Annotated in this window: 8 protein-coding genes; 4 read left to right on the forward strand and 4 right to left on the reverse strand. The window is 58.8% G+C overall.

The features are described 5' to 3' along the window. Positions 1 to 28 precede the first annotated feature (28 nt). Genes recD through recC form a run of 3 tightly spaced genes read right to left on the reverse strand, consistent with a single transcriptional unit; the run spans position 29 to position 9494 of the window. Complete coding sequence (gene recD, locus MDG893_RS05775) at positions 29 to 2200, reverse strand: exodeoxyribonuclease V subunit alpha (protein ID WP_007152798.1); 2172 nt, start codon at positions 2198 to 2200, stop codon at positions 29 to 31. Then, positions 2197 to 5901, reverse strand: coding sequence for an exodeoxyribonuclease V subunit beta (gene recB, locus MDG893_RS05780; protein ID WP_007152799.1), 3705 nt, complete (start codon positions 5899 to 5901; stop codon positions 2197 to 2199). Before recB ends, recD begins: the two co-directional genes overlap by 4 nt. After that, entirely contained in the window at positions 5898 to 9494 is a 3597-nt protein-coding gene (recC, locus tag MDG893_RS05785) for an exodeoxyribonuclease V subunit gamma (protein WP_007152800.1), read from the reverse strand. The genes recB and recC overlap by 4 nt, the downstream gene beginning before the upstream one ends. Positions 9495 to 9676: 182 nt before the next feature. Here recC and MDG893_RS05790 point away from each other — a divergent pair, with 182 nt between their 5' ends. The 4 genes from MDG893_RS05790 (at position 9677) to MDG893_RS05805 (ending at position 13197) form a co-directional block, all read left to right on the forward strand. Then, on the forward strand, positions 9677 to 10705 hold the full coding sequence (locus MDG893_RS05790) for a TRAP transporter substrate-binding protein (RefSeq protein WP_007152801.1): 1029 nt from the start codon (positions 9677 to 9679) through the stop codon (positions 10703 to 10705). A gap of 108 nt (positions 10706 to 10813) precedes the next feature. Continuing rightward, positions 10814 to 11407, forward strand: coding sequence for a TRAP transporter small permease (locus tag MDG893_RS05795; protein ID WP_007152802.1), 594 nt, complete (start codon positions 10814 to 10816; stop codon positions 11405 to 11407). Positions 11408 to 11440: 33 nt separating this feature from the next. Next, complete coding sequence (locus MDG893_RS05800) at positions 11441 to 12724, forward strand: TRAP transporter large permease (protein WP_007152803.1); 1284 nt, start codon at positions 11441 to 11443, stop codon at positions 12722 to 12724. Between the two features lie 32 nt (positions 12725 to 12756). Then, on the forward strand, positions 12757 to 13197 hold the full coding sequence (locus tag MDG893_RS05805; protein WP_007152804.1) for a universal stress protein: 441 nt from the start codon (positions 12757 to 12759) through the stop codon (positions 13195 to 13197). Positions 13198 to 13216: 19 nt separating this feature from the next. Here MDG893_RS05805 and MDG893_RS05810 read toward each other — a convergent pair whose 3' ends face one another. Then, on the reverse strand, positions 13217 to 15490 hold the full coding sequence (locus MDG893_RS05810; protein WP_007152805.1) for a sensor domain-containing diguanylate cyclase: 2274 nt from the start codon (positions 15488 to 15490) through the stop codon (positions 13217 to 13219). Positions 15491 to 15648 lie beyond the last annotated feature (158 nt).

Below are 15648 nucleotides of genomic sequence, written 5' to 3' on the forward strand. Positions count from 1 at the left end.
CTCCCTATACGGGTTAACAAAAAGCGCTTCAAGCCAACAACCCAGCCAGCCCTGACGCCCTAATCACGCTACGCCCCACCGCCTCTTTCAGCACACCTTCCTGGCATACCGCCAGGCTAAGCCAGTGGCGTGCCCGGGTAATGCCGGTGTATACCAGCTCCCGGGTTAGCACCGGGGTCAGGCGGTCCGGAATCACCAGGCAGGCGTGGGTGAATTCCGAGCCCTGAGACTTGTGCACGGTCATGGCGTAGACCGTTTCCATCGATTGCAAACGGCTGGGCGATATCCAGCGGACACCTCCGCTACCGTCACTGGACGGAAAGGCGACCCTCAGGGTCTCAACCGGTTCACCCGCGTCGTTACGATCCCAGGGTACGCTCAGGGTGATACCGATATCGCCATTCATCAGCCCCAGATTATAGTCGTTTCCGGTGATCAGTACCGGACGACCGGCGTACCAACCTTCGGTGCGTTCGATCAGACCGGCACCGTGTAAACGCCCGGCAATGTCACGGTTCAGTCCTTCCACTCCAAACGGCCCTTGCCGCAACGCGCAAAGCACCTTGAAGTGATTGAACGCCGCAAGCACCTCGGTTGCCCAGGCGTCCCATGATTCACGCCCATCCGCCTCGACGTCGGCGGCGGGTTTGCGGTCACGAATCAGCTTTAGATAGTGGCCATAGCCAACCGGAGGCTCAACCGGCGAAGTGCCGACCACGCGCTGCGAGCCCTGATTTTGAAAGCGTTCCGGACTGCCAGTCAGGGCATGGTTTGCCAACCACCCCATGTCGTTCTCACCGGCCAGCCAGGCCACATCCTCAAAGCCCTGGTTGCGACATTGGCCGATCAATTCCCGGCTGAGCTGGCCCGCATTGGTGGCCGATGCCAGCACGCCGATACCGCTATGTTCGTCAAACCGATAGCTCTTTCGCAGCATGGCAACCGCCTGGTCCAGGGCAAGACCCTCGGGGTCCAGCAGCTCTGATGGCAATTGATATCCAGTCACCGATTTCAGCCACTCGGCCGTTTGCGGCAAGTAGTGGGCGCCTTCGGCGCGCTGGCAGAGTTCCCCCAACACCGCACCGGCGTCCACCGACGCCAGTTGATCCTTGTCCCCCAGCATGATCAGTCTGGCCTGATTCGGCAGGGCCGCGAATACCGACGCCATCAGATCCACATCCACCATGGACGCTTCATCAATTACCAGGATATCCAATGGCAACGGATTGTCCTCGTTGTGGCGAAAACGCCGTGAGCCCGGGCGACTGCCCAGCAGCCGGTGTAACGTGGTGACCTGGGTCGGAATGGCAGATTTATCCGGTGCACCCGGCAGGCTTTTCAACGGCAGACGGTCAACAGCCCCCCCGATGGATTCACTCAGCCTGGCGGCCGCTTTTCCGGTTGGTGCCGACAGGCGGATGCGCAGGTAAGGGTTGCCGCCGGAGGCCTCCGCAGAGTCACAGGCCATCGACTGCAAGGCCGCCAACAGGTTAACAACCGTGGTGGTTTTACCGGTGCCGGGGCCGCCGGTAATGACACCGAAGCGGTTCCGTGCCGCGAGGGCACAGGCCATTTTTTGATAATCCGGCAGGCCATCGGCACCGCTTTCCGTGCCGAACAGGGTATCCAGTGCCGTCTTCAACGGACCGGTATCCGTCAACGCTACACGGTTATCGAGACGTGCCCGAATACCGGCGGCAATAGCCTGCTCGTAGCGCCAGAACCGACGCAGGTACAGCCGCGAGCCATCCAATACCAGCGGTGCTGCCTGCTCGCCGTCACTGACAGCGCAGCTTTGCCCTAGCATTCCAATCAGTTGGTCAGTGCTGACACTGGCAAACAGATCCGACGGCCTCGGGCTGTTTTCAGGTAGAGAGCCGACGCCTTCCGGCGGCAGTACCAGCGTTGGTTCCGTGGCGCGACAGAGATGACGCACATCCAGGCACACGTGCCCCCGTCCCACCTGGTGTGACACCATCGCTGACAACAGCGCAAGCATCGCCGCAGGCTGCTCGCCCTGTTCACGGACCATCGTGCAAACAAACGTCGCGAAAGCATGATCGAGGGCACGAATCCAGTCGCGCTCCACCCACTCGTCCAGCAAGGCCAGAGCATCGGCAGCGGTTTGGGGCAACCGTGGTGCCGGTTCGGGCTCAACGGCGTCGAACAGGTCTGGAGTGGTTCCGCTTTCTCCGGTCATGCTGCCTTCTCCCCCTGGCCACTGAACAGCCGGTCCAGCTCCTCGATCAGGGCTCTGTCCGGCCGTTCGGTAAAAGCGCCGGCGCCCGGTGCATCGCAGCCTCGCAGGAACAGGTAGACGGCACCCCCAATATGGCTGTCGTAATCGTAGTCCGGCAGGCGCGCTTTCAACAGACGGTGTAGCGCCAGCAGGTAGATGACGTACTGCAGGTCATACCGTTTCTCAAGGATTTTCGCTTTCATCACGCCGGGGATATAGGCCTGATCATCTTCCCCCAGGAAGTTCGACTTGTAGTCCAGCACGTAATAGCGGCCTTCGTGTTCAAACACCAGATCGATAAACCCTTTCAGCATGCCGTTAAAGGTGGCTTGGTGAGCTTCGGGACGCGGATCACCACCCAGCGTATGCCGGCGGACCAGTCTGTCCATGGCGAGGGTGTTCACGTCATGGCTTTCAAACCAGAACTCCAGTTCCGGCCGGAAGGTATCAAGGCCGGCCAGGGAGCATGTCCTGCTGCCCGGAAGGGGAATATCCATCGTAATCAGGGTGTAAATCCAGGTTTTCAGGGTGTCTGCCCAATCACTCCAGTTGCGTAACTTGCAGCGGCGCTCCAGCAGCTCGTGAAGATCATCCGGCGTATTAACCACCTTGTGAAACCCCTCTCTCGCGCACCACTCCAGAATATCATGCAGGAAGGTGCCGGGGCCGGAGCCTTTCGGGAAAGCATGCTGGTTGACCGGTTGCGGCCCTTGCCAGTCGGGAATCATTGCGGCCAGGGTGTCGGCCACAACGGGCTCGTCCTCGTCGCGCAAATTTTCCTGCTCCGCATCCTCACTGGCCGGTACGAAGTCATTCCCGTAGCCACCGCGGGCGCCATAGGTGATCGCGGAATAGCTTGCGATCCACCAGTTTTCCCGGGCTTCCCGCACCGGCTCCAGAGCGTTGCCAAGCTTCGGTTCCTCGTCGCCCGCGTAAACGTCGTCTCCCGCCTCAGGCATCGGCGTCACATCGATTGCAGGTTCGTCGGTGGCCACGGACTGCAGGAAGGGCATCAGGTCCGTGTCTTCATCGCTGGCAGAGCGGCCAATCAGGTGCCCCAGGCCGCTCTGCCGCCAACCTTTAATGCCGCTGGCACCAACCCAGGTGGCGTGACGGGACCGGGTCAGGGCAACGTAGAGTTTGCGAATATCCTCACCCAGTCGTTCGCGGTCAGCCCTGGCCAGGGTATCTTCATCCGGCTCCAGGGAAATCTGCAGCCGGCCTTCGTCGTCGTGGTACTTGATAAACGCCTGGTTCGGCTTCTCCTCGCGGAATTCGGTGGCAAACGGCAGGAACACCAACGGGTACTCCAGGCCTTTGGACTTGTGGACGGTGACCACCTTGACCAGCCCGGCATCGCTTTCCAGGCGCATGGTACGGTGTTCGTCCTCATCGTCAGAATCCTGCAACATCTCGGTGTAGTGATGAATGAGCGCGTGCTCACCGTCCAGCTGCTGGCTGTCCTGCTGCAGCAGTTCGGCGATGTGGAGGATATCGGTCAGGCCGCGCTCGCCGTCGGGCCCGGACAGCAGCTTCGCCGGCACGTCATAGTCCATGAGCAGGCGCCGCAGCATCGGTAGTACGCCTTGTTGCTGCCAGAGTTCACGGTAACCCTGGAAGCGATTGATCTCGCGGTCCAGCGCATTTTCGTCACTGAACAGGCGGTCCAGTTCCTGATAAGCCAGGCTCATGGTGGGCGTGGCGAGTGCCGCGCGAATCAGCGATAGCTGGCCGGGTTCGGCACAGGCCTGCAACCACTGCAGCATCTCCACCGACTGCACCGACTGAAGCACGGAATTACGGTCTGACAGGTACACACTGCGAACGCCCCGAGCGCCCAATGATTGCCGGACAGCATTCGCCTCGTCACGCTTGTTGACCAGCACAGCCATGTGCTCCGGTCGCACGGGCTCAAACGGCGTGCCCTCGGCGACAAAACCCGCGTCGCCGCTCTGCCCAAGATTCAACAGGCGGGCAATCTCCGCCGCACAGGCCTCGGCCATAGCCTCTCTGCCGGTTTCCTTGGCGATAGGGCGTTCATCGCTCAGGGTCCAGAACGTCAGCGGTGGTAGCGGCTGCCCGTTAACAAGCCATTGCTGGCTGGTACCTTTGGCCTCCACGGGGCTGAAGGGCAATGGGTTGTCGTCTCCGGCACGAAACAGGAACGCCCCTTCGGGCAGGGACGCATCGGCCTGGGAAAATACCCGGTTGACGCCGTCTACCATGGCAACAGCGGAGCGGTAGTTGGTGCCCAGCGTGTAGGTTCGGCTGCTGACCGCCCGACGGGCATCCAGATAGGTGTAGATGTCGGCGCCCCGGAAACCATAGATCGCCTGTTTCGGGTCACCGATCATCAACAGGCTGGTGTCCTGGTCGTTGCTGGCCACCCGGTAAATACGGTCGAAGATCCGGTACTGCACCGGGTCGGTATCCTGGAATTCATCGATCATTGCCACCGGAAACTGGCGACGAATGGTACCTGCCAGGCGTTCGCCCTGGGGGCCGCCCAAGGCGGCATCCAGTCGTGTGAGCAGGTCGTCAAAGCCCATACTGGCCAGGCGCTGTTTTTCGCTGTCCAGGCGACGGGCGATCCAGCAGGCGGCGTGGTTGAGGATGTCCGCTTTTGCCACCGGCATGGTTTTCAATGCCGGTTTGAGTTCGGTGATGGCGTCCATGGCAGGATGATGCGGCGGCTCATCCTCGCCGGTCCATTTTTCAGCAAATGCTTCCGCCTCCAGGGTGTCAAAGCCCTTGGTGCGTTTACTCGACAGGAACTCATGAGGTTCAGCCGCATCGGTAGTAGCCCACTCCCGCAGGTGTTCCACGGCTTTTTGAAGGGAGTTTTTGGTGGTGCCATGCAGCGGTTTGGGCTTTCGCTTCGTGGTTTCCGCCAACAGTTCTTCCAATTCGTCACACCACGCCGGCCAGGGGGCTTTCAGAGCCTGCAGCTTCACCTCCCGCAGGCGCTTCGCTGCCTCCGCAGCGGCCAGTGGATCACGTTCCGGTACTGGCAGGGCATCCACGTGTGGCAACAGGTTGCGCACGGACTGGCGCAGGCTTTCCGGGGTTTTCCAGGTGTCCAGCACCTCGCCCATCAACTCCGGTGGCATGGGGTAGATAAAGGTGCGCCAGTAATCCCTCACTACGTCATCCAGCAGGTCCGTCTGGCTGGTCTCCAGGGTCTGACGGAACAGGCTACCGCTGTCGAAGGCATGCTCGCTGAGCATGCGATTGCACCAGCCGTGGATGGTGGACACGGCTGCCTCGTCCATCCATTCCGCAGCCAACAGCAGTTTTCGACGGCAGGCTGGCCAGTCGGCCGCTGGGCAGGCGTTGCGCAGATTCACCAGCGGGTCTTTTGACATCACCGTGGTGTCGGCGGTGTCCGGTTCAGCCGCGAACAGCGCTGCGGCTTCGGTCAGGCGGGCGCGAATCCGGTCCCGGAGTTCCTTGGTGGCGGCTTCGGTAAAGGTCACCACCAACAGATTGGGCGGCATGATGCCCTCACCAAGGGGCTCTGCCACCGTCCGATGACCCAGTACCAGACGCACGTACAGCAGCGCCAGGGTAAAGGTCTTGCCAGTACCGGCACTGGCTTCTATCAGTTGACTGCCACGCAACGGCAACGTGAGAGGATCGAGTTTGCGGATTGCTTCGGTCATTTCGCCCACTCCCGGCCCGCACTGGAGGGCTTGGCCCGGCTGGCCTGTTCCGCGTGCCAGAGCGGCTCATACAAAGCCGACACCAACAGCGGGAATTCGTCATTCTCCAGCAGTTGTTCTACCTCCGGATAGGCCCTGCGCAGGTAACCACTGTCGCGCTCCAGAGCCTTTCCGTAGGCGTCCGTCGCCTTCAGCAGCGCTTTGTCCTCGCTGCCCTCGCCCCTGGCGGGATAAAGGCCCCGCAAATAGCCGAAGGCCGCACCCGACTCTATCGGCAGCGGCCGCGTCTGACCCTGAATCCAGTAGTCCAGGATGCTGTTCAGGTATTCCCTGGCGTGGGCGACATCCAGGGGCAACAGGTTAACGACCCGCTTTTCCTCTTTGGCAATCACCTGAGTGTGGAAAGCCTCATAACAAATATTACCTGCGAGGTGCGCCACCCAGTGTTCCAATAGGGCCGGGAACTTTAGCTGGCGAGCGCTTCCAGACCCTTCCAGCAGGTTGCTACTGGCGATCACCACCCGGCAAAGGTCACCGTCAGGGCGCGTACGCAGATTGCCCAGCCTGTCATTAATGGTGACCGTCGCGTCGCCATGCTCATGGCGGTACTCAAAGCCTGAGACATCGTCCACCGGCTCAGGCCAGAGCACCACGGCCTCCTGATAACGCCGGTACAGGTCTGGCATGCGACTTTCCAACTGCCGCGTCAGGGCGGTTTCCGTCACTCCCATGCCCAACTCGCCTCGCCGGGCCATGCTCGCCAGAGCGCCCTCCAGCCGCTGATGCAGTTCGTCCTCGGTGCCCGATTTCATGACCGCATGACGAATCAGTTCGTCCTCCAGACGCCAGTGGTGCAAGCCGTCCATGGCGAATGCTTCATTGTCGGTGTCCAGGCTCTCCACATCGGTAAACCGGACCTGCAGCCGGCGCTGGTAAAAGGTGTCCACCGGTCGCTTGAGGAAGGCGCCAACATCAGCAATCGACAGGGGCTCCGCCGGTGGCAGGAAAGGCAGTTCGACGCCCACCACGTCGGTTTCCCGTTGCTGATGTGCACTGAGCCATTCGCTGTCATAAGTGAACAGGCGCCGCGTCGCCAGCACCTCGTGAACGTCTGGTGAGCCATTGTGCCCGGCTCCGCGATTCCCGGCGGGAAAATACTCGCGACTGAACGGCTGCAGCGGGTGTTTGATCGTCAGAGCCGGAGACGTTTTCTGGTCTGACTTCTCTACCTGCCAAACCGCATCAAGATGGTCACAGAGCTGGCTGACCAGTACCGAGGGTGGCCGTTCCGAATCATCACGGATGCTGCGCCCCACCCAACTGATGTAAAGCTGCTCCCGCGCGGAGAGCAATGCCTCCAGAAACAGGTAACGGTCGTCCTCCCGGCGGGAGCGGTCGCCTGGTCGGTAATCCACGGCCATCAGGTCAAAATCCACCGGCGGTCGCGATCGCGGGTAGTCACCATCGTTCATGCCCAGCAGGCACACCCGCCGAAAGGGAATGGCACGCATGGGCATCAGGGTTGCAAAATTGACCTTGCCAGCCAGGAATCGCTGGTTAAGGCCGCCCTCTTCCAGCCCTTCCAGCAGAATGTCCCGCACGATGTTCAGGGGCAGTTCCACGTCTTCCATACCGGCACTGTTGCAGTCCTGAAGCCACTGTTCTGCCTGTCGGCGCAGCCGGTTCACCAGCAGCAGGTCGTCATCGGACAGTTCAGCGAAGAAGCGCTCGAGTATGGACTGCAGCCGATCGAGCCAGCCGGAAGGCGTCGCAGAGGATCTGAGTTCGTGCCAGAGCTCTTCCAGCCGATCAACAAAGCGGTAGAGATTGCCCGCCACACCCGCCTGCAGGCCGCCGATTTCCTCGAACGGTTCGATCCCCTGCCAGGGATCGTCGCGGCCAGCGCCATAGCCCAATAGCATCCGCCGCAGACCCGCCTGCCAGGTGTTGCGTTCCAGACCCTCTGGCAAGTCGAGACTGCTGCGATGGTCGCTGTGCAGACCCCAGCGAATGTTGGCGCCGTCCACCCATTGGCGCACCAATGGAAGATCGCCCTCGACAATACCAAACCGACTGCGTACGGCCGGCACTTCCAGCAGGCTGATGATCTCGCTGACGCCAAAACGGCTTTCGGGCAGGGCCATCAACGTGTCCAGCGCAATCAGCACCGGCTGACGATGCCGCTGGCCCTGGTCGGAAATGGTAAACGGGATGTAGCGAAGGGACGACGACGGGTAACGACCAAAAACCGCCTGAATATGAGGCGCGTAAGTATCGACGTCTGGCACCATGACAATCACGTCGCGGGGCCGAAGTTCCGGATCACTGTTGAATGCCGCCAGCAACTGGTCGTGAAGGATTTCCACTTCCCGTTGCGGGCTGTGGGCATTGTGAAACACCACGGAATTATCCCGGAACGGATCGAGAGTCCGTGCCTGCCCCAGCATCTCCGACTGGGAGGTGAGCGAGCGAATGTCGTTCTGGACCTGGTGCAACAGCGCGGGCTTTTCCGGATCTCCGTGGGGCGTAAAAATATCGATCCGGCCCTCCGGAGTTGCCACGCGGCCCTGATACGCCTCGGGGTTGTCGAATTCGTCCAGCAGGCGAATGTAGTCCCGCCCCTGTTTGCCCCAGGCCGCCAACAACGGGTTGGCGTGCTGGTGAAGGGCATCTGGGTCGGTCAACGCAGCCAGCCCCGGGTGGGTCTTGCCGCGTTTGCGGTCCGCCGTCAGCAGGTCACGGTCGCTGATGATGTCGGCCCAGTAAAATTCGCTGGGGTTGTGGACACAGAGCACCACCTGGCTGACCCGACTGAGAATAGACAGGGCTTCCAGCGCCTGCTTCGGCAGGGATGACACGCCAAAGACCACAATACGGCGGGGCAGGTTTTGAGGCCTGTCTGCGGCTGTCAGTGTCTGCCCCTGCTCCATGAACCGGGTGTGGATGCGTGAACGGCTGGTACCCGCGAGTTCGCCAACATCAGCCACCAGCCTGCGCCACAACACAGCCTGCCAACGCAGCTCATCGCCCAGATCGCGGTGTTCGCCGCGGGCCATCCGCAGGCGGTCATGGCCGGCCTCCCAGTCGGCCAGCCAATCGGCGCGAAAAACCTGGTACTGATCGAACAGGTCCGCAATCTTGCCGGCGAGCTGGTATCGGCGGGTTTCAGTATCCGTTCCGGCCATGAATCGTCGCAATGGCGCAAACACGTCGTCGGCAATCAACTCCGGCAGTAGTCGGAACAGGCGCCAGACCAGGCGGGATTTATCAAACGGGGATTGTTCCGGCACGCCCTCCGAGGTCAGTACCGCCCGATAGGCCTGCCAGATAAACCGGGCGGGAAACAGAAAATCCATGCCGGCCGCAATCCCCAGGCCGCCGACGCCGACATCAGCCCCCTCCTCGGACGGGTCTTCGGCCAGTGCCAGCTTCAGCCATTGGGCAATACCATTGCTCTGCACCAGAAAGGTTTCACTTTCCAGCGGTGGCAGAGGGCTCTGCCGGCAGATCCAGACCACAGCCCGGCGCAGGTCTTCCAGATGATTGGCGTGGATGGCGTGAAAGCCGGGCTCGATGGATGGCGTCGCTGGCATACCTGCCCTGTGTTTTGTTTCCGGTAAGAAACAAAAGCTTATCACAACTTGTACAAGCCACCGGAACGCGTCGCTTCCGGCACCAGGTAAATTTGCCAATTTCTTGCGAAATCGGGATTGTTTTGCCAGTCTAAGTAAATGTAACAGATCATTTCAGCAAAAAAATAAGCGGAGACAACGCGATGAGCACCACGAGCAAGTTCAAGAAACTGGCAGGGCTTTCAGCGTTCGCCTTTGCCGCAATGACAGCGGCAAACTCGGTGAATGCTGCTAACTGGCGCTATGCACATGAAGAGTATGAGGGTGATGTCCAGGACGTATTCGCTTACGACTTCAAGGAATATATTGAAGACAACTCCGACCACACCGTGCAGATTTATCGTTTCGGTGAGCTGGGCGAATCCGACGACATCATGGAGCAGACCCAAGCCGGTATCCTTAATTTTGTAAACCAGTCCCCTGGCTTCACAGGCTCGCTGATCCCGGAAGCTCAGATTTTCTTCATTCCGTACCTGATGCCGACTGACATGGACACGGTCATCAAGTTCTTCCGTGAAAGTGAGGCAATCAACAAGGACTTCCCGGAGCTGTACGCCCAGAATGGCCTGGAGCTTCTGCAGATGTATCCGGAAGGTGAAATGGTCGTGACGGTGGACGAGCCCGTCAGCAAGCCGGAAGACTTCAACAACAAGAAGATCCGTGTCATGACCAACCCGCTGCTGTCGGAAACCTATTCCGCGTTTGGCGCAACGCCCACGCCTCTGCCCTGGGGTGAGGTTTACGGTGCGCTGCAGACCAACATGATCCAGGGTCAGGAAAACCCGATTTTCTGGATTGAGTCCGGCGGTCTTTACGAAGTTTCCCCGAACCTGGTCTTCACCAGCCACGGCTGGTTCACCACTGCCATGATGGCCAACAAGAACTTCTACGACGGCCTGTCCGACGAAGACAAAAAGCTTGTTGAGGACGCCGCTGACTACGCGTTCGAGAAAATCATCGTGCACATTGACGGTCTCGCTGAGAAAGCGCTTGAGAAAATCCAGAAAGCCAGCGACGAGGTCACCGTCACTCGCCTGAACGACGAACAGATCGAAGCCTTCAAGGCCCGCGCGCCACAGGTTGAAGAGAAGTTCATCGAAATGACGGGCGAAGGTGGTAAAGAGCTGTTGAACCAGTTCAAGGAAGACCTCAAGGAAGTTCAGAGTAACTGAACCTGAAGGAACCATTCCCGCCGGCCCTGCCCGGCGGGAATCTGTTTTAACCCCGCCCCGCCGGGGACCTCCTGCCGGCTGGGAGCGATATGTTCTGGAGCAACCCCCATGTCCGAGAACTCCCCGGATCTAGAAGACGATACCGGCACCTACGAGTCCGGCCTCCCCGGGTTTCTGGGAACCATTGACGAAGTTATCGCCAAAACTGAAGCCGTCATGCTCGCCGTTGGCGTAATCCTTATGGCCGTCAATACGTGTATCAACGTTATTGCGCGCTTTGTCTTCGGTGAAGGCCTGTTTTTCTCTGGTGAGATCAACCGAATTCTTATCATCCTGATTACCTTTGCAGGTATTGGTTACGCGGCCCGCCATGGCCGTCATATCCGCATGTCTGCGGTTTACGATGCGATCCCCCCCAAAGGGCGCAAAGTCCTGATGATTTTCATTGCCCTGTTTACATCTGTGGTGATGTTCTTCCTCTGCTATCACTCCTATGGGTACGTCGAGACCCTCCATAGCCGCGGACGCATCCTTCCGGCGCTGGGTTTTGAGATTTGGTGGATTTACGTTTGGGCGCCAGTGGGGTTTGCAATCACCGGCATTCAGTATTTCCTTACGGCCATCAAGAATTTCACCAGCAAGGATGTTTATCTCTCTACTGGTGTGATCGATGGTTATGCGGACAGTGAGTCGGAAGTCTGAACCTGCAGCTGCTTTAACAAAGGATAGAAACTCATGGCGACTATAATGATGGTAATCATGATCGGGCTGCTGCTCCTGGGCTTCCCGATGATGGTTCCGCTGATCACCGGCGCGGTGGTCGGTTTTGTAATGATGTTTGATGGCTTCGGCCAGATGGGCACTTTTGTCCAGCAAATGATGGGCGGTATTCGCCCGGCCTCCCTGATCGCGGTGCCCATGTTCATTCTGGCGGCGGACATCATGACCCGCGGCCAGTCCGCCGACCGCCTGATCCATATGGTGATGGCGTTCATCGGGCACATAAAAGGCGGGTTGGCAATCAGCACCGCGACCTCGTGCACCTTGTTCGGTGCCGTTTCAGGCTCTACCCAGGCGACGGTGGTCGCTGTAGGCTCCCCCCTTCGTCCGAAACTGCTTAAAGCGGGTTATTCCGACTCATTTTCATTGGCGCTGATCATCAACTCCAGTGATATTGCGTTCCTGATCCCCCCAAGTATCGGTTTCATTATTTACGGGGTAATCTCCGGAACCTCCATAGCCGAGCTATTCATCGCTGGTATCGGCCCCGGCATCATGATTCTCGCCATGTTTTCCATTTATTGCCTGGTTTACGCCTACATCAACAAAGTACCTACCGAGGAAAAGGCCGGCTGGAGAGAGCGTGGTGTTGCCGTCCGTGAAGCATTGTGGCCGCTGTTCTTCCCGGTCATCATCGTCGGCGGTATCTATGGCGGCATATTCAGCCCCACGGAGGCGGCGGCCGTGTGCGTGCTGTACGCATTCCTGCTCGAATTCGCGGTTTTCAGATCACTTAAATTGCCGGACGTCTATCGCATTGCCAAGTCCACTGGCCTGATTACGGCCGTGGTTTTCATACTGGTGGCCGTCGGCAACGGGTTTTCCTGGATTATCTCCTTTGCGCAGATTCCACAGGCGATACTGGAGTCCGTCGGCGTTAATGAAGCCGGTCCGGTCGGTGTTCTGATTGCAATCTGTGTGGCCTTCTTCGTCGCCTGCATGTTTGTTGATCCGATTGTCGTCATTCTGGTACTGACGCCAATCTTTGCACCAGCGATCGAAGCCACTGGCCTGGATCCGGTACTCGTAGGGGTCCTGATCACACTCCAGGTGGCCATAGGCTCTGCAACGCCACCGTTTGGCTGCGACATTTTCACCGCCATCGCTATATTCAAGCGTCCTTATTGGGAAGTGATCCGTGGTACGCCGCCGTTTGTCTTCATGCTGGTGGCGGCAGCGGGTCTGATCATCGCATTCCCGCAAATTGCGCTGTTCTTGCGTGACGTAGCGTTTCGCTGACGGATAGAGAGACTGTTTTCAGGGAGAAGAACATGTTCAAAAAGATCCTGGTAGCTGTTGACGGTTCCAAGTCATCCTTCAAGGCCATGGACAAGGCCATTGAACTGCAGAAGCTCATGGACACCGAGATCTATCTGATGTGTGTTTACAAGCACCACAGCCTATTTGAGGCATCACTGTCGATTGGACGACCCGACAGCATGGATATCCCAGACAAAGTGCTGTCGGAATACGCCAAGGAAATCGTCAACCACGCCAAGGAACAGGCGAAAGAAAAAGGGGCGGTGAAGGTCCGGGGCTTCGTCAAGGCCGGCCGGCCGTCCAAAGTCATCACCAAATTCGCTGAAGACAAGGACGTTGATCTTATCGTCGTTGGTTCTCGGGGCACGCACAGCGACAAAGACGGCATGCTGCTGGGCAGTGTGTCGCACCGGGTAGCGTCCCGAGCCAAGTGCCCGGTCCTGGTGGTGTAAAAACAGCCACGGTGATCGGTCAGGAAATCTCTACCCGGTCCCGGCCACCTTCCTTGGCCCGGTAGAGCGCCCGGTCGGCAAGTCCCAACAGGCTGTCCGGGGAATCACTGCACTCGGGCCAGCTGGACACCCCCACCGATATGGTCACATGGCCCAGCTCAAAGCCACCATGTTCCACCGTCATGGTACGAACGGCTCGGGCGAGCTCTCGCGCCTTATCGTAAGCGGCTTTTGCGCTTGAGCCGGCCATAATGATGACAAACTCCTCACCACCAAATCGACAGACCACATCGCTGTCGCGGAAATGCCGCGCCAGCATACCTGCCACGGCTTTCAGGGCAGAGTCGCCGGCTTCGTGGCCATGAGTGTCGTTGAAGCGTTTGAAATGATCGATATCCACAATCAGCAGCGACAGTGGCTGGTCACCACGCAAGGCGACAGCAGACTCGTGCTCCAGAAGCTGGTCAAAGTAGCGGCGGTTCTTCAGGCCAGTGAGCGCATCTTCGTACGAGTATTTCTGCAATTCCTCCCGTAGGCTGATGCTCGAGAGTGCGATACCGATTTTTTGCACTCCCTGACTGAGCGCCTGGAACAATCGGGCCGCGCCGTAATCCGTGCCGTCGGCGGCAAACTCATCCGGCACCTCCACAAACAGCAGTGCCATCGTCACCGATCCTTCAGTTGCCGACTGCAAATTGATCCACAGGCACAACGCCCCATCCTCACCCTTCTGCCATCCCGACCATTGCTGGTCCAGGTCCTGAATATGTCGGGCAGGCACCTGACTATGTGGAGGCGGCCCCTCCGGGGTTTCGAGGCGAAATGGAGATTCCGGTTCCCCTGCGTACCCCCAGCGAGTCAACAGTTCATAGGCGCTGCCATTTTCCACGCGCTGGTAAAGCCTTCCCCGCAGGGGGCTGCACAGATCAGGAAGCCGCCGAGCCAGCACATGGAACGTCTGGTTGAGGCTGATGCAATTCTGCAGTTCCGCATTGATGTCGTTCAGAACTCGGGTTTTCTCATTCTCGAAGGTGAGCAACCTCACCCTGGCCTGTTCACGGCGCGCCAACGCTTCCGCCTTCTGGGTTCGCTCTGTTACCTGCTGTTCCAGCGACAGGTTTAATCGATGGAGCGCCTGTTGTGTCCGTGCGTAGTGCCAAAGGGAAATCATCACCACCGCCAGCGAGAAGACCAGCGTGCCCCAACTGACCGGCACCCGCCCCCAGGGGAGGACGCCATGGGCAACCGCCATATCCACCACCAACAGACTGCAGAATACGCCGTAAGCGGCGAGAATAATCTGTTGTTCAATTTTCAGTTGTCTGAATCGCTTTACGACAACGACCGTTATGGTCGCCAGGGAAGCCAACAGCAGTGCATCAAACAGCGGGTAGGTTGATGACAGGTCAACCACTCCCATCAATGCCAATCCGATCGCCACCACTGCATAGGCAAGATGAAGTTTCCAGACCAGATTAATTAACCATGGTTTGTGATCACTGAACCACTGTTCCAGCAACAGTGCCATCGCCACAGGCAGCATGTAGTAGGAACCGGCGGCCAGATAGTCCCACATGAGAGGTACGTTCCAGACCAATTGGCTGGCCTGGCTGTCGGACAGAAGCATAACGGCAGACGACAAAGAGAACAAAGCAATGCTCCCGAAACTCTTCTTTTCCGTTTGCAACAGGGCGAAAATCATCGCTAGCAGGGCAATCAGGGCTGAAAAGCCGGAAATAACCAGGGCTTCGAGGGAGTTCTTCACAATAAACAGGGTCAGGGCCGGCCGCTCCATAATGGAGACTTCACCCCAGAGGCCAATGTCAGTGTAATCAGAGAAAATGCGAAAGTAGATCGGCTTGCCGTCAAACTCTTCGGGCAACGGAATCGCGTGCCAGGGCCAACCTTCGAAACGCCCCCGGCCCTGATCGTCAAACGTGCCGTATTGGTAGATGTTCTGACCGTCGAGCCAGACCTGAACAATCAGGTCGACGCTGTAGACATACAGAACCGGCTCCTGCCACTCACCCTCGGGAAGGGTGATGCGATACCACACATGTTCCTGTCCGTTGCGATCAGGCGGGTTGGACGGGAAGCTGATTGCGCTCCATTGCCATGTATCCTGCCCCAGAACCCACTCTGGAACCCCCTCATCGGTCAAAGGGGAATCGCCCCACCGATATTCCCAGCCCTCGTCCAGGTCCACTGCTGCATAAGCCGCCGGAAGCACCAAAAAGCTCAAAGCGATCAGGAGCATCAGCCTTATGGCATTTAAGGGGTACAGCATCTGCATACAGTGAGCTTGCCTGTCGCCAAATAGTACAGTAGTACAATTATACAACATCTATATGTTTAAACTCGCTCAGCCGCGCCATAAAAACAAGTACGAGTTGGAGCAGTTCCTTACCGGTCATGTCAGGGAGGACTTATGGGGTGGAATTGCCCCGGCCA

This window comes from Marinobacter algicola DG893, assembly GCF_000170835.1.
Classification (GTDB): domain Bacteria; phylum Pseudomonadota; class Gammaproteobacteria; order Pseudomonadales; family Oleiphilaceae; genus Marinobacter; species Marinobacter algicola.

Bases quoted from the DNA above. Each gene is read 5' to 3' on its own strand.
- recD (WP_007152798.1), bottom strand. From the start codon at position 2,200: ATGACCGGAGAAAGCGGAACCACTCCAGACCTGTTCGACGCCGTTGAG.
- recB (WP_007152799.1), bottom strand. From the start codon at position 5,901: ATGACCGAAGCAATCCGCAAACTCGATCCTCTCACGTTGCCGTTGCGT.
- recC (WP_007152800.1), bottom strand. From the start codon at position 9,494: ATGCCAGCGACGCCATCCATCGAGCCCGGCTTTCACGCCATCCACGCC.
- MDG893_RS05790 (WP_007152801.1), top strand. From the start codon at position 9,677: ATGAGCACCACGAGCAAGTTCAAGAAACTGGCAGGGCTTTCAGCGTTC.
- MDG893_RS05795 (WP_007152802.1), top strand. From the start codon at position 10,814: ATGTCCGAGAACTCCCCGGATCTAGAAGACGATACCGGCACCTACGAG.
- MDG893_RS05800 (WP_007152803.1), top strand. From the start codon at position 11,441: ATGGCGACTATAATGATGGTAATCATGATCGGGCTGCTGCTCCTGGGC.
- MDG893_RS05805 (WP_007152804.1), top strand. From the start codon at position 12,757: ATGTTCAAAAAGATCCTGGTAGCTGTTGACGGTTCCAAGTCATCCTTC.
- MDG893_RS05810 (WP_007152805.1), bottom strand. From the start codon at position 15,490: ATGCAGATGCTGTACCCCTTAAATGCCATAAGGCTGATGCTCCTGATC.